The 20,290-nt window shown below is 61.6% G+C and carries 19 protein-coding genes and 1 pseudogene; 17 read left to right on the top strand and 3 right to left on the bottom strand.

Annotated features, from left to right (window positions below; all coding sequences use genetic code 11):
- The first annotated feature begins 41 nt into the window (after nt 1-41).
- The 3 genes and pseudogenes from CAP2UW1_RS22885 to CAP2UW1_RS26315 form a co-directional block, all read left to right on the top strand.
- Nucleotides 42-602, top strand: a complete 561-nt coding sequence (locus CAP2UW1_RS22885) for a recombinase family protein (protein ID WP_012806060.1) — start codon at nt 42-44, stop codon at nt 600-602.
- A gap of 2 nt (nt 603-604) precedes the next feature.
- Nucleotides 605-3,571, top strand: coding sequence for a Tn3 family transposase (locus CAP2UW1_RS22880; protein ID WP_012806061.1), 2,967 nt, complete (start codon nt 605-607; stop codon nt 3,569-3,571).
- A gap of 32 nt (nt 3,572-3,603) precedes the next feature.
- Nucleotides 3,604-3,957: pseudogene (locus CAP2UW1_RS26315) on the top strand (muramidase); the annotation flags it as partial.
- A 147-nt stretch (nt 3,958-4,104) separates the two neighbouring features.
- Here CAP2UW1_RS26315 and CAP2UW1_RS22875 read toward each other — a convergent pair.
- Nucleotides 4,105-4,416, bottom strand: a complete 312-nt coding sequence (locus CAP2UW1_RS22875; RefSeq protein ID WP_012806818.1) for an integration host factor subunit beta — start codon at nt 4,414-4,416, stop codon at nt 4,105-4,107.
- Between the two features lie 633 nt (nt 4,417-5,049).
- Here CAP2UW1_RS22875 and CAP2UW1_RS24970 point away from each other — a divergent pair.
- Nucleotides 5,050-5,373 carry a hypothetical protein gene (locus CAP2UW1_RS24970; protein WP_012806817.1) on the top strand — a complete coding sequence of 108 codons (324 nt, stop codon included), beginning with the start codon at nt 5,050-5,052 and terminating at the stop codon, nt 5,371-5,373.
- A gap of 126 nt (nt 5,374-5,499) precedes the next feature.
- On the top strand, nt 5,500-5,799 hold the full coding sequence (locus CAP2UW1_RS22860; protein WP_012806816.1) for a CopK family periplasmic copper-binding protein: 300 nt from the start codon (nt 5,500-5,502) through the stop codon (nt 5,797-5,799).
- A 256-nt stretch (nt 5,800-6,055) separates the two neighbouring features.
- Here the strand turns inward: CAP2UW1_RS22860 and CAP2UW1_RS22855 are convergent, their stop codons facing one another.
- Together CAP2UW1_RS22855 and CAP2UW1_RS22850 are read right to left on the bottom strand one after the other, a co-directional pair.
- Nucleotides 6,056-7,444 carry a heavy metal sensor histidine kinase gene (locus CAP2UW1_RS22855; protein ID WP_012806815.1) on the bottom strand — a complete coding sequence of 463 codons (1,389 nt, stop codon included), beginning with the start codon at nt 7,442-7,444 and terminating at the stop codon, nt 6,056-6,058.
- Nucleotides 7,441-8,118 carry a heavy metal response regulator transcription factor gene (locus CAP2UW1_RS22850; RefSeq protein WP_012806814.1) on the bottom strand — a complete coding sequence of 226 codons (678 nt, stop codon included), beginning with the start codon at nt 8,116-8,118 and terminating at the stop codon, nt 7,441-7,443. Before CAP2UW1_RS22850 ends, CAP2UW1_RS22855 begins: the two co-directional genes overlap by 4 nt.
- Nucleotides 8,119-8,460: 342 nt before the next feature.
- Here CAP2UW1_RS22850 and CAP2UW1_RS22845 point away from each other — a divergent pair, with 342 nt between their 5' ends.
- The 12 genes from CAP2UW1_RS22845 to CAP2UW1_RS22795 all read left to right on the top strand — a co-directional run bounded on the left by CAP2UW1_RS22845 (nt 8,461) and on the right by CAP2UW1_RS22795 (nt 20,017).
- Nucleotides 8,461-9,597, top strand: coding sequence for a TolC family protein (locus tag CAP2UW1_RS22845; protein WP_049778704.1), 1,137 nt, complete (start codon nt 8,461-8,463; stop codon nt 9,595-9,597).
- Nucleotides 9,594-10,139 (top strand): hypothetical protein, encoded by a 546-nt coding sequence (locus CAP2UW1_RS24245; RefSeq protein ID WP_012806812.1) that lies wholly within the window; start codon nt 9,594-9,596, stop codon nt 10,137-10,139. The genes CAP2UW1_RS22845 and CAP2UW1_RS24245 overlap by 4 nt, the downstream gene beginning before the upstream one ends.
- Nucleotides 10,139-11,290, top strand: a complete 1,152-nt coding sequence (locus CAP2UW1_RS22835; protein WP_049778703.1) for an efflux RND transporter periplasmic adaptor subunit — start codon at nt 10,139-10,141, stop codon at nt 11,288-11,290. Before CAP2UW1_RS24245 ends, CAP2UW1_RS22835 begins: the two co-directional genes overlap by 1 nt.
- A 1-nt stretch (nt 11,291) precedes the next feature.
- On the top strand, nt 11,292-14,396 hold the full coding sequence (locus CAP2UW1_RS22830; RefSeq protein ID WP_012806810.1) for an efflux RND transporter permease subunit: 3,105 nt from the start codon (nt 11,292-11,294) through the stop codon (nt 14,394-14,396).
- Between the two features lie 31 nt (nt 14,397-14,427).
- On the top strand, nt 14,428-14,895 hold the full coding sequence (locus CAP2UW1_RS22825) for a hypothetical protein (RefSeq protein WP_012806809.1): 468 nt from the start codon (nt 14,428-14,430) through the stop codon (nt 14,893-14,895).
- Nucleotides 14,896-14,931: 36 nt separating this feature from the next.
- Nucleotides 14,932-15,459: a hypothetical protein gene (locus CAP2UW1_RS22820; RefSeq protein ID WP_199931760.1), complete on the top strand. Its 528-nt coding sequence runs from the start codon at nt 14,932-14,934 to the stop codon at nt 15,457-15,459.
- Nucleotides 15,460-15,585: 126 nt separating this feature from the next.
- Nucleotides 15,586-16,023 (top strand): DUF411 domain-containing protein, encoded by a 438-nt coding sequence (locus CAP2UW1_RS22815; protein ID WP_012806807.1) that lies wholly within the window; start codon nt 15,586-15,588, stop codon nt 16,021-16,023.
- A gap of 125 nt (nt 16,024-16,148) precedes the next feature.
- Nucleotides 16,149-16,580 carry a hypothetical protein gene (locus CAP2UW1_RS22810; protein ID WP_041568874.1) on the top strand — a complete coding sequence of 144 codons (432 nt, stop codon included), beginning with the start codon at nt 16,149-16,151 and terminating at the stop codon, nt 16,578-16,580.
- Between the two features lie 52 nt (nt 16,581-16,632).
- Nucleotides 16,633-16,788, top strand: coding sequence for a hypothetical protein (locus CAP2UW1_RS24965; RefSeq protein WP_199931759.1), 156 nt, complete (start codon nt 16,633-16,635; stop codon nt 16,786-16,788).
- Nucleotides 16,775-17,035, top strand: coding sequence for a DUF2933 domain-containing protein (locus CAP2UW1_RS22805; RefSeq protein ID WP_012806804.1), 261 nt, complete (start codon nt 16,775-16,777; stop codon nt 17,033-17,035). The genes CAP2UW1_RS24965 and CAP2UW1_RS22805 overlap by 14 nt, the downstream gene beginning before the upstream one ends.
- The gene (locus CAP2UW1_RS22800; protein WP_012806803.1) at nt 17,035-17,697 is read left to right on the top strand and encodes a methyltransferase family protein; all 663 of its coding nucleotides are present in this window, start codon (nt 17,035-17,037) and stop codon (nt 17,695-17,697) included. The genes CAP2UW1_RS22805 and CAP2UW1_RS22800 overlap by 1 nt, the downstream gene beginning before the upstream one ends.
- Before the next feature lie 4 nt (nt 17,698-17,701).
- Entirely contained in the window at nt 17,702-20,017 is a 2,316-nt protein-coding gene (locus CAP2UW1_RS22795) for a heavy metal translocating P-type ATPase (RefSeq protein WP_012806802.1), read from the top strand.
- The last annotated feature ends 273 nt before the right edge of the window (nt 20,018-20,290 follow it).

Raw genomic sequence — 20,290 nt, 5'->3', positions numbered from 1 at the left:
CTTATAAATTCTTTCCTGACACATTTGTGCAGGAGACACCCTTGAAAGGTCAACGCATCGGGTACGTGCGGGTCAGCAGCTTCGATCAGAACCCGGATCGCCAGCTTGAGCAGGTCCAGGTGGACAAGGTATTCACCGACAAGGCGTCGGGCAAAGATACGCTGCGCCCGCAGCTCGACACGCTGCTGACCTTCGTGCGCGAAGGCGATACCGTGGTGGTGCACAGCATGGATCGCCTGGCGCGCAACCTCGATGACTTGCGCCGCCTCGTGCAAAAGCTCACCAAGCGCGGCGTACGAATTGAGTTCGTCAAGGAATGCCTGACCTTCACCGGCGAGGATTCGCCGATGGCCAATCTGATGCTGTCCGTGATGGGTGCATTCGCCGAATTCGAGCGTGCCCTGATCCGCGAGAGGCAGCGCGAGGGCATTGCGCTGGCTAAGCAGCGCGGTGCCTACCGGGGCCGCAAGAAAGCCCTGTCGCCAGAGCGTGCGGCCGAGTTACGTCAACGGGCCGACGCAGGCGAACAAAAGTCGAAACTGGCGCGCGAGTTCGGCGTCAGTCGGGAGACCCTGTATCAATACTTGAGAACGGATCAGTAAATATGCCTCGTCGTTCCATCCTGTCCGCCGCCGAGCGGGAAAGCCTGCTGGCGTTGCCGGACACCAAGGACGATTTGATCCGGCATTACTCGCTCAGTGATAGTGACCTTTCGATCATCCGGCAGCGGCGCGGGCCTGCGAACCGGTTGGGCTTCGCGGTGCAGCTTTGCTACCTGCGCTTTCCCGGCATTCTCCTTGGCGTCGATCAGCCGCTGTTCCTGCCCTTGCTGAAACTGGTCGCCGACCAGCTCAAGGTCGGTGTTGAAAGCTGGAACGACTACGGGCAGCGGGAACAGACCCGGCGCGAGCACCTGGTCGAACTGCAAACGGTGTTCGGCTTCCAGCCGTTCACCATGAGCCATTACCGACAGGCCGTCCACACGCTGACCGAGCTGGCCATGCAGACCGACAAAGGCATCGTGCTGGCCAGCGCCTTGATTGAGCAACTGCGGCGGCAGTCGATCATCCTGCCCGCGCTCAACGCCATCGAGCGCGCCAGTGCTGAGGCCATCACTCGCGCCAACCGACGCATCTATGAAGCCCTGTCCGAGCCGCTGTCGAACGGACACCGGCATCGCCTCGACGATCTGCTGAAACGCCGCGACAACGGCAAGATGACCTGGCTGGCCTGGCTGCGTCAGTCGCCTGTCAAACCGAACTCCCGCCACATGCTCGAACACATTGAGCGCCTCAAAGCCTGGCAGGCCCTCGACCTGCCTTCTGGCATCGAGCGGCTGGTTCACCAGAACCGGCTGCTCAAAATCGCCCGCGAGGGCGGCCAGATGACGCCCGCCGACCTGGCCAAGTTCGAGCCGCGGCGGCGCTACGCCACCCTCGTGGCGCTGGCCATCGAAGGCATGGCCACCGTCACCGACGAAATCATCGACTTGCACGACCGCATCCTGGGGAAGCTGTTCAACGCCGCCAAGAACAAGCATCAGCAGCAGTTCCAGGCTTCTGGTAAAGCCATCAACGCCAAGGTGCGACTGTACGGGCGCATCGGTCAGGCGCTGATCGACGCCAAACAGTCAGGCCGCGACCCGTTCGCGGCCATTGAGGCCGTCATGTCCTGGGACGCTTTCGCCGAGAGCGTCACCGAGGCGCAAAAGCTCGCGCAGCCCGATGACTTCGACTTCCTGCATCGCATCGGCGAGAGTTACGCCACCTTGCGCCGCTACGCGCCGGAATTCCTTGCCGTGCTCAAGCTGCGGGCCGCGCCCGCCGCCAAGGGTGTGCTTGATGCCATCGAGGTGCTGCGCGGTATGAACACCGACAACGCCCGCAAGGTGCCAACCGATGCCCCGACCGACTTCATCAAGCCGCGCTGGCAGAAACTGGTGATGACCGACGCTGGTATCGACAGACGCTACTACGAACTGTGCGCCCTGTCGGAACTCAAGAACTCCCTTCGCTCGGGCGACATTTGGGTGCAGGGTTCGCGCCAGTTCAAGGACTTCGAGGACTACCTGGTGCCGCCCGATAAGTTCACCAGCCTCAAGCAGTCCAGCACATTGCCGCTGGCCGTTGTCACCGACTGCGACCAATATCTGCACGACCGGCTGACCCTACTGGAAACGCAGCTTGCCACCGTCAACCGCATGGCGGCGGCCAACGATCTGCCCGATGCCATCATCACCGAGTCCGGCTTGAAAATCACGCCGCTGGATGCGGCGGTGCCCGACACCGCGCAGGCGCTGATCGACCAGACGGCCATGATCCTGCCACACGTCAAGATCACCGAATTGCTGCTCGAAGTCGATGAGTGGACGGGCTTCACCCGCCACTTCACGCACCTGAAATCGGGCGATCTGGCCAAGGACAAAAACTTGCTGCTAACGACGATCCTGGCCGACGCAATCAACCTGGGCCTGACGAAGATGGCTGAGTCCTGTCCCGGCACGACCTACGCCAAGCTCGCCTGGTTGCAAGCCTGGCATACCCGCGACGAAACCTATTCGACGGCGCTGGCTGAATTGGTGAACGCCCAATTCCGGCATCCCTTCGCCGAGCATTGGGGCGACGGCACCACGTCATCATCGGACGGCCAGAACTTCCGCACCGGCAGCAAGGCCGAGAGTACCGGCCACATCAACCCGAAATATGGCAGCAGCCCAGGACGGACGTTCTACACCCACATCTCCGACCAGTACGCGCCGTTCCACACCAAGGTGGTAAATGTCGGCGTGCGCGACTCCACCTATGTGCTCGATGGCCTGCTGTACCACGAGTCCGACCTGCGCATCGAAGAACACTACACCGACACGGCGGGCTTCACCGATCATGTCTTTGCTCTGATGCACCTCTTGGGCTTCCGCTTCGCGCCGCGCATCCGCGATTTGGGAGACACCAAGCTCTACATTTCCAAGGGCGAAACCGCCTATGACGCGCTCAAGCCGATGATCGGCGGCACGCTCAACATCAAGCATGTCCGCGCCCATTGGGACGAAATTTTGCGGCTGGCCACCTCGATCAAGCAGGGCACGGTGACGGCCTCGCTGATGCTCAGGAAGCTCGGCAGTTACCCGCGCCAGAACGGCCTGGCCGTCGCCCTGCGCGAGTTGGGCCGCATCGAGCGCACGCTGTTCATCCTCGACTGGCTGCAAAGCGTCGAGCTGCGCCGCCGTGTGCATGCCGGGTTGAACAAGGGCGAAGCCCGCAACGCACTGGCCCGGGCCGTGTTCTTCAACCGCTTGGGCGAAATCCGCGACCGCAGTTTCGAGCAGCAGCGCTATCGGGCCAGCGGCCTCAACCTGGTGACGGCGGCCGTTGTGCTGTGGAACACGGTCTATCTGGAGCGCGCAGCGCAAGCGTTACGTGGCAATGGCCATACTGTCGATAACGCGTTGTTGCAGTACCTGTCGCCGCTCGGCTGGGAACACATCAACCTGACCGGCGACTACCTCTGGCGCAGCAGCGCCAAGATCGGCGCGGGCAAGTTCAGGCCGCTACGACCATTGCAACCGGCTTAGCGTGCTTTATTTTCCGTTTTCTGAGACGACCCCTAGCAACGGCCGGCTGCTATGCCTTCGACCTCGCCGCCTGGCGGCTGCGGCAGCACATCAAGAAGGACAGGGGCGATCTCTGGACGCGAGCCGCCAACTACCACTCCCGGACGCCGCAGTACAACGCGGTGTATCGGGCAGATCTGCTCGTCAAGGCGGGAAGGTGGGCGGATTGGCTGGAGGCTCGCTTTGTCACGGTGGACGTGACGAAAGTCGGGGCCCTGCCCTCGTCGATGCCTGGGGCTCTGGCAACGGTACAGCCAGGCTCGGCGCAGACGACGAAGGCGGCAACGGTTGCGTGGAATACCTCCGGGTATGTCCCGCGAAAAGTCATCATCGGCGGACAGCCATGAGCAACACGCTCAAAGTCGGCGGCGACAGCGATGGCCACGTCTTGCGAAAACAGGCTGTGCCGGCGGCATGGCGATCGGCGCTTGGCCGTCACTGGAAAACCAGGCCTCCGCTCAACACGATCAGCGCAAACAACCGCTGGACGCGCATCAGGCAGCCCGCTGGAGTGGCGCGGGCTTGACCGACTGTTCAACGCGTTCGCGCATTTCCTTGCTGGCCTGGAAGTGCGGCACATATTTCTCGGCAACCGCCACGGGCTCTCCGCTTTTCGGGTTGCGGCCTGTTCGTGCTGGGCGGTAGTTCAAACGGAAGCTTCCGAAACCACGGATTTCGACGCGATCACCTTGTGCCAGAGCAATCCCGATGGCGTCGAGAATCTCTTTAACCGCGATTTCGGCATCCTTCGCCACAAGACTGGGGAAGCGCGAAGCGAGAACGGTGATGAGGTCAGAGCGTGTCATGGCGATAATTTTACCTTCTCGAATGCGGAAAGCCATGAGTGGATGATGCCCCGATCTGGGCAAGGAAATGACTAATTGCCAGCCATTGCCTTGCCCAACAGTCATGGCGGACACCTCCGATGATGAGAACCATGACCGGTTTCCTCCCTTGCACGGCACATTTTTGCTTCCACGACAGCGTCGATCGATGGGCACGCAGCATGCTCCGCAGTTTTCCCTTTCAAGGCAGGCAAGATCTACGCCGTAAGCTAGGACGGGAGAGAGTATTTCCCTGCCCACCAGTTCAGCGAAGCGTTGCAACCGCTGCCGGTGATTGCCGGTGTTCTCGCCCAACTCGGCGAGGTCGCCGACACGTGGGAGATCGCAGCGTGCTTCCATTTCCCCAGCGGTTGGCTCGCCAGCGCCGGTCCAGGCCAAGTCCAGCGTGCTCGTGCCCCGCACGATTGCCTCAACGAACGGGAAGCGCTGCTTCAGACCGTTCGCCATCGCCTGGGTAGCTATGCGGCATGAGCTGCGGCCTGCCGACCTCGGGGCGATCAACCGTAACCGGTCATTCGGCTGGAGATGGGTCGGTTGCCGACAGCAAGCCACGAAAACTCAGTGGCCGCTTGTGGTCCTGGAGCGACCAGCTCGATGGGAAACCGCCGAGGCCGAGCATCACCGGCCGGGTCAGACGGGAAGCAGTCGTTCACATTTTTTGGGCCACCGGCTGCCACCGACCCTTATGCAAAGCTTTCCATAAGGGTCGCTTTGCATAACGACCCATTGCTGCCTGATGATGTTTACAAGCTCTTTGGCGGCTTCCTGATCCGCAAGCTGACGGACACTGTGACCTGGGCGCCGGCTGCAGCTCGGCCGGAGCTGACCTTGAACCTGCGATCCCAATCTGTCAGCAATGAGGTCGGTATGCTGTCATTCAACGGCGATTCATTCAGCCACCTCAACAAAACCTCATAGCCAAACGAATGCTGACTGAAACGTAATTTCCTGGTCACCTCCCTGTTGGTATGCGTCTCCTAAGATGGCATCACCGTCGGACGAGATATGCCCGATGGAATCAACCCATCTCACAAGGAGTAAACCATGAAAACCAAGCTTGCCAAACTGGCCCTGATTGCGGTCTTGAGCACCTCAGGTGCGACAACCGCGTTTGCCGATGATGCTGCCCGTGCCGAAGCGAAACAGGTTGTCGATCTGAAAAACGGGGCAACCCTTTACATCTTCAATGATGGGAAAATGGCGATCGAGGACCGGTACGGTCGTGCCACTCGAACGACTCCGGGCACGGAGGTAGAGACCAGTGATGGACGGAAAATCACGACGCAGAGTGACGAGGTCGCGCGTCTGAATTCCCTGATCAACAAAGGGCACAAAGGAGGCTGAGGCTAAACAGCCGATTCCTCTGATCGTGAAGCGGCTCCTTCGGGGGCTGCTTCCGTTTGGCAGTAACGAGAAAGCAGTGAACGCATTTCCTGTCGCAGTTCGGTGCTGCTGGCCTGGACAAGCTTTGGCGAACATCTCGGGTGCAGTCCCTATGAACGCCGCAGCAACTTATCGTTGCGCCCCTGATGCACAAACGCCCGGTATGCGGTCGACACACCGGCCATAACCCAGAAGTCTGTATCAAAGGCGGTCTTGGCTACATTTGCAGCTCAAATATGGTGACCCCATCGGCCGACCGAACCGATACGGATCCTCCATGCGCTTGAATGATCGAGCGTGTGAGCGCCAGCCCCAGACCAACTCCATCGGCAAGGCGTTTCCTTGAAGGGTCTGCCCGGTAGAAACGGTCAAAGAGACGCGGCAGATGTTCTGGCGAGATCGTCTCGCCGGAGTTTTCAACCTGGATCGTTGCCATTCGGTCTTCATTCTTGCCGATCTGAATTCGTACGTAACCTCCTCGGGGGGTATGCCCAAAGGCATTCGACAGCAAGTTGCCGATGGCTCTACGCAACATCAACCGGTCTCCGGTTACGGTAGCGCTCCCGTCTACAGTCAGAGCAACGCTGTTTTCCTCGGCGACAGCCTCGTAGAACGAGGCTAATCCTTCCGCCTCTGCCCGAAGATCAACGGCCTCGAGATTTGGTACCACGAGGTTATTGTCGGCCTTGGCGAGGAACAGCATGTCGGCGATCATTTTCGCCATGCGCTCCAGTTCCTCCGCGTTTGACGCAAGTACATCCTGATATTCGTCAATCGTCCTGACACGCAAGAGCATGACTTGGGTCTGCGTCAGCAGATTGCTCACCGGCGTTCGCAGTTCGTGGGCAATATCCGAGGAGAAATCCGACAACCGCCGGAAAGAATCCTCCAGACGGGCTAGCATCTGGTTCAGAGTCTCGGCAAGATCCACCAGTTCGATCGGGATCGATTCGGTAGCTAACCTGGAGTGCAGGCGATCCGCTGTAATGGCCGCTGCCTCCAGCTTGATCGCGTGCAATGGCGCCAACCCGCGTCTGACAGCCACCCAGCCGAGAAATCCGGTCATGAGTGCAGCCAGAATCACGACAGACCATAATGTGAATCGAAACCAACTCATGAAGTGTTCGTGCTTCGATATGTCCGTCGCTACGGCAACGACGGCAGGTTTCGCCCCCTCGATGCCGGTTTTGACCATCGCCGAAATCCCGCGCAGCGGTATGTGATCCGTCGATTTCCAGATGATCGGACCCGAGTTGGTCATATCAGGGCTTCGCGCAAGCAAGACCTGTGGAAACTCGGCACCACTGGTAACAAACAGGGTTTGTCCTGAAGGCGCCACCACAATGACCGCCAGGCCATGATGCCCCACCAGGGAGTCATCCAGTTGCTGTGGCAAAGCATCTAGGTCGCTTTGCGAATGAACCTTTTCCAGCGCGTGCCGGGTCAGTTCCAGTTTGCCGGTCAGTACCTCCATGTCCTGCACTTCGAAATGGTGCTCGACTGAATTGCCGATCAAAAGCCCAAGCACAAGCAGGACGGCGGTCGATGCCGAAGCGAATAGCAGCGTCAGGCGGAAAATGATGGATTTGCGTCCGGCTGATTTCACTCGGCGATCTCCAACACATACCCCATTCCACGAACGGTGCGGATCAGCTTGAGTTCGAAGTCTTCGTCGATCTTGAGCCGCAAACGCTTGATCGCCACCTCGATAACGTTGGTGTCACTGTCGAAGTTCATGTCCCACACCTGAGAGGCGATCAGCGAGCGCGGCAGCACTTCGCCCTGCCGTCGCAACAGCAATTCGAGCAGAGCGAACTCCTTCACCGTCAGGTCGATTCGCCTGCCGGCGCGGGTGACGCGCCGCCGCATCAGGTCGAGTTCTAGATCGGCTGCGCGCAGATACTCGGACTCCTTCGTCTTGCTGCCGCGCCGCAGATGGATACGCACGCGCGCCAACAGTTCGGCGAAAGCGAAGGGCTTCACCATGTAATCGTCCGCCCCTAACTCCAGGCCGTGCACACGATCCTGCACCTGATCGCGGGCCGTCAGGAACAATACCGGCATGTCCTTGCCGGCCCTGCGAATGCCCTGTAACACCGCCCAGCCGTCGATACCGGGCAGCATGACATCCAGTATCGCCAGGTCATAGGCATCGGTCTGAGCGAGATGCAACCCATCAAGGCCATCACGCGCCAGGTCGACAACGAACCCGGCTTCGGTCAGGCCTTGTCGCAGGTAATCCCCGGTCTTGATCTCGTCTTCGACCACCAGTATTTTCATGTGTATCTCCCGTGTTGCGATTTGCGCTATTCTGCGCCGGCAACTTAGGTAGTCCTCCAAGATTACCGAAATGTAATCTGAAGGTCAGCATGGCGTTAACTGCTGTTGCGCAGAATTCGCTCATCGTCGAACAGGAGCGAACGCTGTGGAAACTCATACTCGAAATCGTCAGGAAGTTGCGGGCCGTCGCCTATTCCTGCTTCTTTCTTCCCGGCAGTCATGAAACCCGTCAGGTTTCATCAATTCCGCCAACTGAGGCGAGCGGCAGTTTGCGCCACCGTTCTGCTTGCCGGTTTATCCGTACATGCGGCAGAAACGCCAAGATCCGGACTGGCGACAGCCGTGGAACAGGCCTGGCGCTTGAACCCGCAAGCCGCCGGATTGGATGCTCGCGAGGCCGAAGCACGCGCAGCACAGGATGTCGCGGCTGGACTGACGCCCGAGCCAGGTTCGGTGAGCATCGGCAACCTGAGCGACCAGTTCAACCGCAATCAGGGCAAGCAGGAATATGAGGTCGAACTGGCGGTGCCGTTGTGGCTGCCCGGCCAGAAAGCGGCGCGCGAAGCCGAGGCAACCAGTCGCATTGACGAAGCCGTTGCCCGACGCACTGCCGTGCGTCTGGAGGTGAGCGGCGAACTGCGGGAGGCATGGTGGGCGTTGGCGGCGGCCCGCGGTGCCAAGGTTCTGGCATCGCGTCGCGTGGAAACCGCCCGCGCTTTGGAAACCGACGTGATGCGGCGCTACAAGGTTGGCGAACTGTCGCGCATCGACGCCAACCTTGCGCTAACCGAGACTTATGTTGCCAATGCCGAGCTGGTCGAAGCGGAAGCAAACCAGCTCCAGGCGGAGCAGGCCGTACAAGCCCTCACTGGTTCTCCTGCCCCGAAGAATCTGGACGAAGAGTCGCCGACAACGCGACCACTGGCGGATGAAACCGGCGATTCAGCCGCATCTCATCCCTTGCTGGCTGTTACCGCCGCCGCCGCGCGCAGCGCCCGTGCGCGCGTCAAGGTCGCAGATGAGTCGCGTCGTGCCGCGCCGGAACTGACTCTGCGGGTCGTGCGCGAGCGGGACGACTTTGCCGACTCCTATTCCAACAACGTAGGCATCAAACTCAAGATCCCGTTCTCGTCCGGTTCGCAAGTACGTCGGGAAACGTCGGCAGCACAGGCCGAGGCGAATCAGTCCGATGCTGATTTGCTGCGTACCCACACCCGGGTCCGGCTCGACGCCGAGCGCGCGCAGCGCAACCTGCAATCGGCCGAACGCCAGTTCGCGATGGCGCAGGAGCGCCGCCAGCTTTCCGCCGAGAACCTGCGCCTTGCCGAGAAAGCCTTTGCGCTAGGCGAATCCGATCTCGCGACCTTGCTGCGCATTCGCTCCGCCGCCTTTGATGCCGATGCATTTTTTGACCGCCAGCGCGTGGCCCGCGCCGCTGCGGTATCACGTCTTAACCAAGCTCTGGGAGTGTTGCCGTGAAGCATGTGAAGAGGTTTCTTCTTGTGACGCTCGTCGCTTTTTCCTTGCCCGTCTGGGCAGGCGGGGACAGTAGCGATGGGCATAGCCACGAAGCGCCGGCACCTCTCCCAGTCAGTCAGAGCGTCACGCCGCGTGCCGTCGCAGCGACAGAGGAATTCGAAGTCGTCACGTCTCTCGAAGGCAAGAAGCTGGTGGTGTATGTGGATCGTTTCGCCAGTAACGAACCCGTGGCGCAGGCCAAGGTGGAAATCGAGGGTGCGGGGCTGAAGGGAGTGGCCAGCGAAACCACGCCCGGAACCTACGTTCTTGATGTTGCCACGCCGCTGCCGCCGGCCAGGCACCCGCTGACCATCAGCGTCGAGGCCGGCGACAGTATCGATCTCCTCACCACCACACTGGACACCTCCGGCTCCGTGACCACTGAGGTGCATACCCACGGCTGGCGCGAGTGGGTCGTCTGGGCTTTGCCCGGAGCGCTGCTGCTGATCACCGGAATATGGTTTGCCGTTCGGCGTCACAAACGCGCCAAGAAGGGGATTTGATGATGCGCAAGATCGATTTGCATGTACTGGTGACCGCGCTGGCATTAAGTATGGTCACGGAGGCAGCCTTGGCTCACGGGGACGAAGATCACAGTCAGGACGCCAAGAAGAAGGCGCCGGCCGCTGTGTCGGCGGTAGGCACAACCGGGGTGACTGCAGCGCTGCAGCGGTTGGCCGACGGCAGTCTGTTCGTGCCGAAGCCGGTGCAACGCCAGCTCGGCTTGCGTACCCAGCCGGTGCGTATCGCCGAACTGGCGGCGACGGTCGAATTGAATGGCCAGATTATTCCCGATCCGGAAACCAGCGGTCGGGTGCAGGCCATGTTCGCCGGCAGCGTCATCCCTGGCCCAAAGGGCATGCCGACGGCCGGAAGAAAGGTCGCCAAGGGCGAAGTCCTGGTCTACCTGCGACCGATCAGCGGTGCCATCGAGCGTGGCAACCAGAAAGCCAGCCTCGCAGAACTCGAAGCGCAACTGGCCATCGCCAAGGGCAAGATGAAGCGCTTCGAGCAACTCGAAGGCGCCGTGCCGCAGAAGGAGATCGAGGCGGCGCGCATCGAGCATGCCGCCTTGCAGCAACGGCGGGCCTATGTCCGGGCCAGCATCGACTCCGCCGAACCCCTCGTGGCACCGGCAGCCGGCATCATCAGCGCCTCGCATCACTTGCTGGCCGGGCAGGTGGTCGACGCCAAGGAAGTGCTGTTTGAAATCGTCGATCCCGCCCGCCTCGCCGTGGAGGCGCTGGCTTACGATGTCGGCATCGCCAAGACACTGGTTTCCGCCAGCGCCTTGGCAGATCAAACGGCGCTGGACCTCAAGTTTGTCGGCGGCGGTCAGCAACTGCGCGAGCAGGCTTTGCCCCTGCTGTTTCGCATCACAAACCGCAACGCGGCAGTGGCCGTCGGTCAGCCGGTCAAGGTGTTCGCCCGCACCGAGCAAGGCGTCAAGGGTGCGACTGCGCCGAGGACGGCACTGACACAAGTCGGTGCTGGCGAGACGGCGGTCTGGGTGCATATCGAGGCTGAGCGCTTCGTTGCCCGCCGGATTCGCCACCAGTCGCTCGATGCGGCCAACGTCGCCATCCTCGACGGCCTGCATGACGGCGACCGCGTGGTGACCGTCGGCGCCGGGCTGCTCTCGCAGGTGCGCTGATATGTTCGACTACATCGTTCACACCGCGCTCAAGCAGCGGTTGATCGTCCTCGGCATCTCACTGCTGCTGATCATCTACGGTGCGATCACCCTGCGGCAGATGCCGGTCGACGTCTTCCCCGACCTCAACAAGCCAACGGTGACGCTGATGACCGAGGCCGGCGGCATGGCCCCTGAGGAGGTCGAGCAACTGGTGACCTTCCCGGTCGAATCGAGCATGAACGGCATGCCGGGCGTGACGCGCGTCCGCTCGGTGTCAGGCATCGGTCTGTCGATCATCTATGTCGAATTCGAATGGGGTTCGGACATTTATCGCAACCGTCAGCAGATTGCCGAGCGGCTGAATCTGGTGCGCGAGGCCCTGCCGCCCGGCATCGTGCCGCAGCTCGGGCCGATCTCGTCGATCATGGGCGAGATTTTGCTGATCGCGCTCCCGGCCGATCCCGACAAGATCAGTCCGATGACCGTCCGCGAATACGCAGACTGGGTGATGCGTCCGCGTCTGCTGACGATTCCCGGTGTCGCCCAGGTCATCCCGATCGGTGGCGAGGTGCGGCAATACCGGGTGGAGATCAAGCCGGCACAGTTGCAGGCGCTGGGTATCGAGCGCGAGAAGCTGGAGGCCGCCCTGAAGGACTTCGGCGCCAACACCAGCGGCGGCTTTCTTGAAGCCCAGGGCCGCGAATACCTGATCCGCCAGATCGGCCGCAGCTCGCGCATTGAAAACCTGCAAAATCTCGTTGTGGCGACCAAGAATGGCCAGCCGATCCTGCTCCGGCAAGTGGCGGACGTGAAACTCGCCCCGGCCGTCAAGCGCGGCGACGGCAGTTACAAGGGCAAGCCGGCAGTGATTTTGTCGGTGCAGAAACAGCCGGCTGCCGACAGCGTCCAGCTGACCCGCGAAGTCGAGAAAGCAATGGCCGAGCTCGGCAAGAGCCTGCCCAAGGGATTCGATACGCCGTCCTTCCTGTTCAAGCAGGCCGACTTCATCGAGCATTCGGTAAACAACGTTGAAGAGGCACTACGCGACGGCGCCATCCTGGTGGCCGTGATCCTCTTCGTGTTCCTGCTCAATGTGCGCACCACGCTGATTTCGTTGATGGCGATTCCGGTGTCGCTGCTCGTTACGGCGCTGGTGTTCCATTACTTCGGCCTGTCGATCAACACCATGACGCTGGGCGGTTTGGCCATCGCCATCGGCGAGCTGGTGGATGACGCGGTGGTCGGCGTGGAGAACGTGTTGCGACGTCTGAAGCTGAACCGGGCCACTGATTCGCCGCGCCCGGTGGCGGAAGTCATCGCCGCCGCGACGCTGGAAGTGCGCTCCGCCATCGTCTATGCGACCGTGATCATCGTCCTGGTGTTCGTGCCGCTGTTCGTGCTGCCGGGCATCGAGGGCCGGCTGTTTACCCCGCTCGGCGTCGCCTACATCGTCTCGATTCTCGCCAGCATGATCGTTTCGGTAACGCTGACGCCGGTGATGGCCTACTACCTGCTGCCGCAGATGAAGCAGCTCCACGCCGGGGACAGCCCGTTGGTGATCTGGCTCAAGCGCTGGGATGCCAAGCTTCTGCATTGGTCGTTCGGTCATGCACGCCGCCTGCTGGCCGGGGCCGCGGCGCTGGTCATCATCGTCGCGGCGAGCGTGCCCTTCTTTCCGCGCTCCTTCCTGCCGCCTTTCAACGAGGGCACGCTGACGGTCAATGTCCTGCTCAATCCCGGTACCTCGCTCGCCGAATCCAACAGCATCGGCACTTTGGCCGAGCAACTGGTGATGCAAGTGCCCGAGGTCACGCAGCTCGGACGCCGCACCGGCCGCGCGGAGCTCGATGAGCATGCGGAAGGCGTGCACTACACCGAAATGGACGTCGACCTGAAAGCCTCGGCGCGCAGCCGTGAAGAGATCATTGCCGACATCCGGCAGCGTCTTGCCAGCCTGCCGGCCGCCTCCAACGTCGGCCAGCCAATTTCGCACCGGCTTGATCACCTCCTTTCCGGTGTGCGCGCCCAGATTGCGCTGAAGATCTACGGCGACGATCTCGATACCCTGCGCGGCCTGGCGGCCGAGATGCGCGACCGGCTGGCACGGATTCCCGGCGTCGCCGATCTGCAGATCGAAAAGCAGGTGCTGATCCCGCAGATCAAGATTCGCCTCGACTACGAGCAGGCAGCTCGCTACGGCGTGGCGCCCGGCAGTTTGTTGCGTGGGCTGGAACAGATGATCGAGGGCGAGAAAATCACCCAGATCATCGAAGGCAACCGCCGCTTCGATCTATTGGTGCGCCTGCCGGAATCCGCGCGCGGGCCGCAGGCGCTGGCCGACCTGTTGATCGAGACGCCAACGGGCTACGTCCCACTGTCCAAGATTGCCAGCGTCGAGGAAAGCGATGGTCCCAACCAGGTCAGCCGCGAAAACTCACGTCGCCGTATCGTGCTCTCGGCCAACACCGACGGCCGCGACATGTCAAAGGTGATCGCCGACATCCGCGCCGAGCTGGCCGCGAAGCCGCTCCCGGAGGGCTATTTCACCGCGCTCGAAGGACAGTTCCAGGCGCAGGAGCAGGCTGCCAAACTCATCACCTTGCTGGCGCTGGTGTCGCTGACGATGATCTTCATGGTGCTCTACAGCCGCTACCGCTCGATGGCGCTGACACTGATCATCATGGGCAACATCCCGCTGGCGTTGATCGGCAGCGTGATCGCCTTGTGGATTTCCGGCCAGCCGCTGTCGGTCGCTGCGCTGGTCGGCTTCATCACCTTAACCGGCATCGCCACGCGCAATGGCATCCTCAAGATCAGTCATTACATCAATCTGTGCGCCTTCGAAGGCGAAACCTTCGGTCAGCACATGATCGTGCGCGGGTCGCTGGAGCGGCTCACCCCGGTGCTGATGACCGCGCTGGTCGCCGCCTTCGCGCTGATGCCGCTGCTGCTCTCGGCCGATGCTCCGGGCAAAGAAGTGCTGCATCCGGTGGCGGTAGTGATCTTCGGTGGCCTTATCAGCTCCACTTTGCTCGATACGCTGCTGACCCCGGTGATGTTCTGGCTATGGGGACAACGTCCCCTGGATAGCCTGTTGGCCAGTCAGGAAAAAGAGAGTTTCTGACCCTTTCAACCCGCCCAAGGAGATGTTTGCCATGAAGAAAGCCCTGTTCCTGATTGCTGCCGCCAGTGCATTTGCTCTGGCGAGCCCGACGTTGCTTGCCCACACCGACGAAGCCCTGGATACCCAGAAAGCGCCCAACGGCGGCCAGTTGCGCATGGCCGGCGCCTATCACTACGAACTGGTAGTCGCCAAGGACAGCAAGGAAGCGAAGGACAACCCGGTGGTCGTGTATGTCACCGACCATGCCGGTACAAAGGTGCCGACGGCAGGTGCAAAAGGTACGGTAACCATCCTTTCCGGAAAAGCCAAGGTCACCGTCAGCCTGATACCGGATGGCGACAACCGACTAAAGGGTTCGGGCGCCTACGCCTCAGCGCCGGATATGAAGGCTATCGTTTCGGTCACGCTCCCGAACAAGTCTCCAGAACAAGCTCGCTTCACGCCACTGGACAAACCGATGCTCTCTACTCAGGACGGGCACGCCGGGCACTCGCACTGAACGGAACGCGCCGTTGAACACTTCGGGAGCGAAAACTTGGACATCGTTGCACATGGTCTTTGGGCTGGCCTCGGCATTGCTTGGGCCGGAAAATATCATCGCATAAACACAAAGACGAAGATGGCGACGATCGGGCTGGCGGTTGCCCCCGATCTCATACATTTGCTCCCCCTGATGATCGCGGCGCCATTCGCGGCAAATGGGCTGGAAATATTCACTGCCTATGTCAATGCTTCACCGGGCTTTGAGCCTCCGTTGTCCCCCAACCTCAATCAACTTACCCATCATCTGCATTGCGTGATGCACAGTGCCTTGGTGGCCGGCGCGATTACTGCTGCCGTTTGGTTGTGGCTGGGGCGCCTCTGGGTTCCACTATTGGGTTGGTGGTCGCATATTCTGATAGATGTATTTACGCATTCGGCGGAGTTCTACCCTTCCCCCGTCTTATATCCACTGACCTACTGGGGATTCGATGGCATCGCATGGAATGCGCCGTGGTTTATGTCTATCAACTACGCTGTGATGACCATCGTTGCCTACATCATCTTCTTGCGACGAAATTGATCGATACCACCGATTTCAAATGATGCCTACTTGCGCCGCAGAATGACAGAAATGTAATCCCGCGGTCAGGCTGGTGTTGGTGTCCGCAGTTCATACTGAACCCATCGAATCACAAAGGAGTCCCACATGAAACCCGCTATCCGCACCACAGTCCTGCTTGCCCTGTTCGCGCCTGCCGTATGGGCGGCCGAAGCGCTGCCGACCGTCAAGGTTTACAAGACACCGACCTGCGGCTGCTGCAGCAATTGGGTGGATCACATGAAGGCCAGCGGGTTCAAGGTCGTCACGCAGGACATGAACGACGTCACCCCGCACAAGCAGCGACTGGGCGTCCCACCGGCGATGGGCTCCTGCCACACCGCCGAGGTTGCCGGCTACCTGATCGAGGGCCACGTGCCGGCCGCCGACGTCAAGCGCCTGCTCGCCGAGAAGCCGCAGGCCAAGGGCCTCGTCTCCCCGGGAATGCCGCAGAGCGCACCCGGCATGGACGCGCCCGGCAAGCAGCCCTACGAGATTTTCCTCGTGCGCCAGGACGGCAGTACCGCAACTTACGCACGTCATTAACCCCGGGAGGATTAATTGATGCGACACAGCGGATTTTCTCTCGTCCTTCCGGCGAAGCGCGCTGGGTGGCGGGCCTGCACTTCTGGCTTTGAAGTCGTTTCACAACATCGATCAAAGAGAATTTTTTGAGAACCGTCGCCCTTTCAGCAATTGCTGTTTCACTTGCCCTTGCCATGCCGGCATTCGCTGAGGAATCGCATCACCCGGCGCAACCCGGCGGGGCGCCAACTACCCAGGCGCAGGCGGATGGCAAGACCGTGCAAAAGATGCAGGACAACCTGGGCCGAATGCACACCCAGCTCCAGCGGCTGGCGAAAGCGAAGACCGCCGACAAACGCCAGAAACTCATGGACGAGCATATGAAGACGATGCAGGAGAACATGGGCATGGCCACGGGGATGCAATCGGGCATGATGGACTGTCCGATGATGCAGGGGGGCATGGGAATGATGGGACAAGGCAAGGTTTCCCAGCACGACATGATGTCCAAACGCATGGAGATGATGATGCAGGGCCGCATGGGCATGCCGCTGGGCGAGCCCCCGAAACCAGCCTGACCACATTCATGGAGGCATTGCCATGTGGGGATACGATCACGGAGGAGGCCTGATGGGCATCGGCATGATTCTGCTCTGGTTGATACCGATCGCCTTGCTGGTCTGGCTGTTCGCCAAAGCGGCGGCCGGTCGCACCAGCAAGGACGAAACGCATCGACCCCCGCCACCTAAGTCATTACCAGCAGGTGAATACGATGCAAACCCATGACCATTCCCCACACGGGACACTGCATGCGACAACCGCCAGGATAAGCCGGCGCTCCCGCTGGGTCTTGGGAGGCTTCGCACTCCTCGCCGTTCTGCTCCTGGCTTTTGAGCACTGGATGCACCTCTCCGGCCTGATTGGCTGGCTGCCCTACCTGGTCCTGCTAGCCTGCCCGCTGATGCACCTGTTCATGCACGGCGGCCATGGCCATGGTGGAGGCGACGGCAGATCCAACGATGGAGCAGGATAATGACAGAAACTGCTCCCGCCTATGGTTTGTGGTCGCTGGTGCTGATCAACTCGGTGCTGTTCATCTTCTTTGCCTTCAGCTTCTTCAAACCTCAAAGCGCTCGCGACTGGCGCACTCTGGGCATGTTTTCGGCCTTCGTGCTTGCGTTGTTCACGGAGATGTATGGCTTTCCGCTCACCATCTATCTGCTCTCGGGCTGGCTGACCAAGCAGTTCCCCGGCGTGGACTTCCTCGCCCATGACTCGGGGCATCTTCTGGAAGTGATGTTCGGCTGGCGCGCCAATCCGCACTTCGGGCCGTTCCACCTGTTGTCAGCGGCGTTGATCGGCGGCGGCTTCTGGTCGCTCGCGGCCGCATGGCGCGTGCTCTATGCGGCGCAGGCAAGCGGTCGGCTGGCGACCAGCGGCCCTTACGCGCGTGTGCGTCATCCGCAGTACGTCGCCTTCGTCCTGATCATGGTCGGGTTCCTGCTTCAATGGCCAACGCTGATTACGCTGGTGATGTTCCCCATCCTGCTCGTCGTGTATGTGCGTCTCGCCCGGCGCGAGGAGCGCGATTCCGCTGCTGCCTTTGGCGAGGCATGGATACGCTATGCCAGCATGACGCCGGCCTTCTTTCCACGTTGGAACGACGGACAGAACCCGGCGTCGCCAAGGAGTTGACCGCATGAGTCACGATCACGCTATTCATGGCCACACCCACCATGCCACGAGCGCGAGAGATCCGGTATGCGGCATGGATGTGTCGCTGGATGCCGGTAAGCCGACTGCAGAACACGCGGGCACGGTTTTTCACTTCTGCTCGCAGAAATGCCACGACAAGTTCGTTGCCGACCCGCAGCGCTATCTGTCTCCCGCGCCGACGAAAGCAGAGGCAGAGTCGGCGGGCACCGAATATGTCTGCCCAATGCACCCGGAAGTCCGCCAGTTCGGGCCGGGCACCTGCCCGAAGTGCGGCATGGCCCTGGAACCCGCCGTGCCCGAACTGGAACGTGAGGAAGACGATGGTGAGTTTCGGGATTTCCGGCGACGCTTCTGGGGCAGTCTGCCGCTCACCGTCGCCGTAGTCCTGCTGGCCATGGCCGGGCACCTCGTCGCCGGATTGACCCCGGCAGCGCGTACCTGGGCCGAGTTGTTACTCAGCACTCCGGTCGTTCTTTGGGCGGGAGGGCCGTTCTTCGTGCGCGGCTGGCAGTCCATCGTCCGGCGCAGCCCGAACATGTGGACACTGATCGGCATCGGCACCGGCGCCGCTTTTGTCTACAGTGTCGTGGCGGCCTTGGCGCCCGGCCTGTTCCCGGACTCGTTCGAAGCCCACGGCCGCATCGGCGTCTATTTCGAGGCGGCAGCAGTGATCATCTCGCTGACCCTGCTCGGGCAGATGCTGGAACTGCGCGCCCGCTCGAAAACCTCGGCGGCGATCAAGTCCCTGCTCGGCCTCGCACCCAAGACCGCCCGACGCATCCGGCCGGACGGCAGCGAGGAAGACGTGCCGCTGACGCATGTTCACGTCGGTGACATCCTGCGCGTGCGGCCGGGCGAGAAGGTGCCGGTGGATGGCGAAGTCACGGAAGGCGCCAGTGCGGTTGACGAATCCATGCTGACCGGCGAACCCCTGCCCGTGACAAAGTGGCCCGGCGACAAGGTGATCGGCGCTACGCTCAACACCTCAGGCAGCCTGGTGATCCGCTCCGAAAAGGTCGGTGCTCAGACCGTGCTCGCCCAGATCGTCCAGATGGTCGCCCAGGCACAGCGTTCCAAAGCGCCGATGCAGCGTCTGGCCGACGTCGTGGCCGGCTATTTCGTGGTGGCGGTGGTCGGGATCGCACTGCTCTCCTTCTTCGGCTGGGGGATCTTCGGCGGCGAGCGCGGCTGGCTGTTCGGCCTCATCAACGCCGTCTCAGTCCTGATCATCGCCTGCCCCTGCGCGCTGGGCCTGGCCACGCCTATGTCGATCATGGTCGCCACCGGCAAGGCCGCGACGCAGGGGATATTGTTCCGCGATGCGGCGGCCATCGAGCGCCTGCGCGAGATCGACACCCTGATCGTGGACAAGACCGGCACGCTGACGGAAGGCCGCCCGGCCTTCGAGCGCGCGGTCGCGGCGCCGGGGCTTGCCGAAGACGAGGTGCTGCGGCTGGCGGCCAGTCTCGATCAGGGCAGCGAGCATCCGCTCGCCGACGCCATCGTCCGGGCGGCCCGGGAAAAGGGGCTGACGCTGGACAAGGCCGAGGGCTTCGAGTCCTCCAGCGGCATCGGCGTGCGCGGCAGCGTCGGCGGACGCCGCCTTGCGCTGGGCAATACCGTGCTGATGGAACAGGAAGGCGCGGACGTGTCGCCCTTGGCGGCTCAGGCCGAGGAACTGCGGCGCGAGGGGGCGAGCGTCATGCACCTGGCCGCCGACGGCCAGCTACTGGGCCTGTTGGCTGTCGCTGATCCGGTTAAGGCAAGCACGCCTGAGGCTCTGGCTGTGCTGCGCCAAGCAGGACTGCGAGTGATCATGGCCACCGGCGATGGCGAGACGACGGCGCGCGCCGTCGGACAGCGGCTCGGCATCGACGAGGTGCACGGCGAGGTCAAACCGGCCGACAAACTGGCACTCGTCGAGCGCCTGCAAAAGGAAGGGCATATCGTGGCCATGGCCGGAGACGGCATCAACGACGCCCCGGCACTTGCCAGGGCGGACGTCGGTATCGCCATGGGCACCGGCACCGATGTAGCCATGAACAGTGCCCAGGTCACGCTGGTCAAGGGCGACCTGCGCGGCATCGCCCGTGCTCGCCTGCTCTCGGCGGCGACAGTCGGCAACATGCGCCAAAACCTTGCCTTCGCCTTCCTCTACAACGCGCTGGGCGTGCCGATCGCTGCGGGTGTGCTGTACCCGAGCTTTGGATTGGTTCTGTCGCCGATCATCGCCGCTGCTGCCATGAGCTTGTCGTCGGTGAGCGTGGTCGGCAATGCATTGCGGCTGCGGGGTAGCTGAGGATCAGGACAGCCTTGCCTGACACACGCCATCACTCAATATGCCCATGAGGTCTGTTGCCCTCTTACACTCCATCAGTTGAAGGGCGGCTATCCGCCTCGTTGCTGCCCGACATCGTTCGATTTGCCACCGGCAACTCTGGCCGATTATGTAGATGATTCGATTATGTTGAGCTTTCCTCGACGTAGCTTGCTGGAGCGCGTAGCCGTGGACCATTCGGGCGGCTGATGGCATTTTGAGCTCGACATAATTTCAGCGTTCTCCTGAAGTGGA

Origin of the sequence: Candidatus Accumulibacter phosphatis (genome assembly GCF_000024165.1) — a bacterium.
In the GTDB taxonomy this organism is placed as follows: domain Bacteria; phylum Pseudomonadota; class Gammaproteobacteria; order Burkholderiales; family Rhodocyclaceae; genus Accumulibacter; species Accumulibacter phosphatis.
The sequence above is the reverse complement of the archived record's forward strand: the minus strand, read 5'-3'. Positions and strand labels throughout refer to the sequence as shown.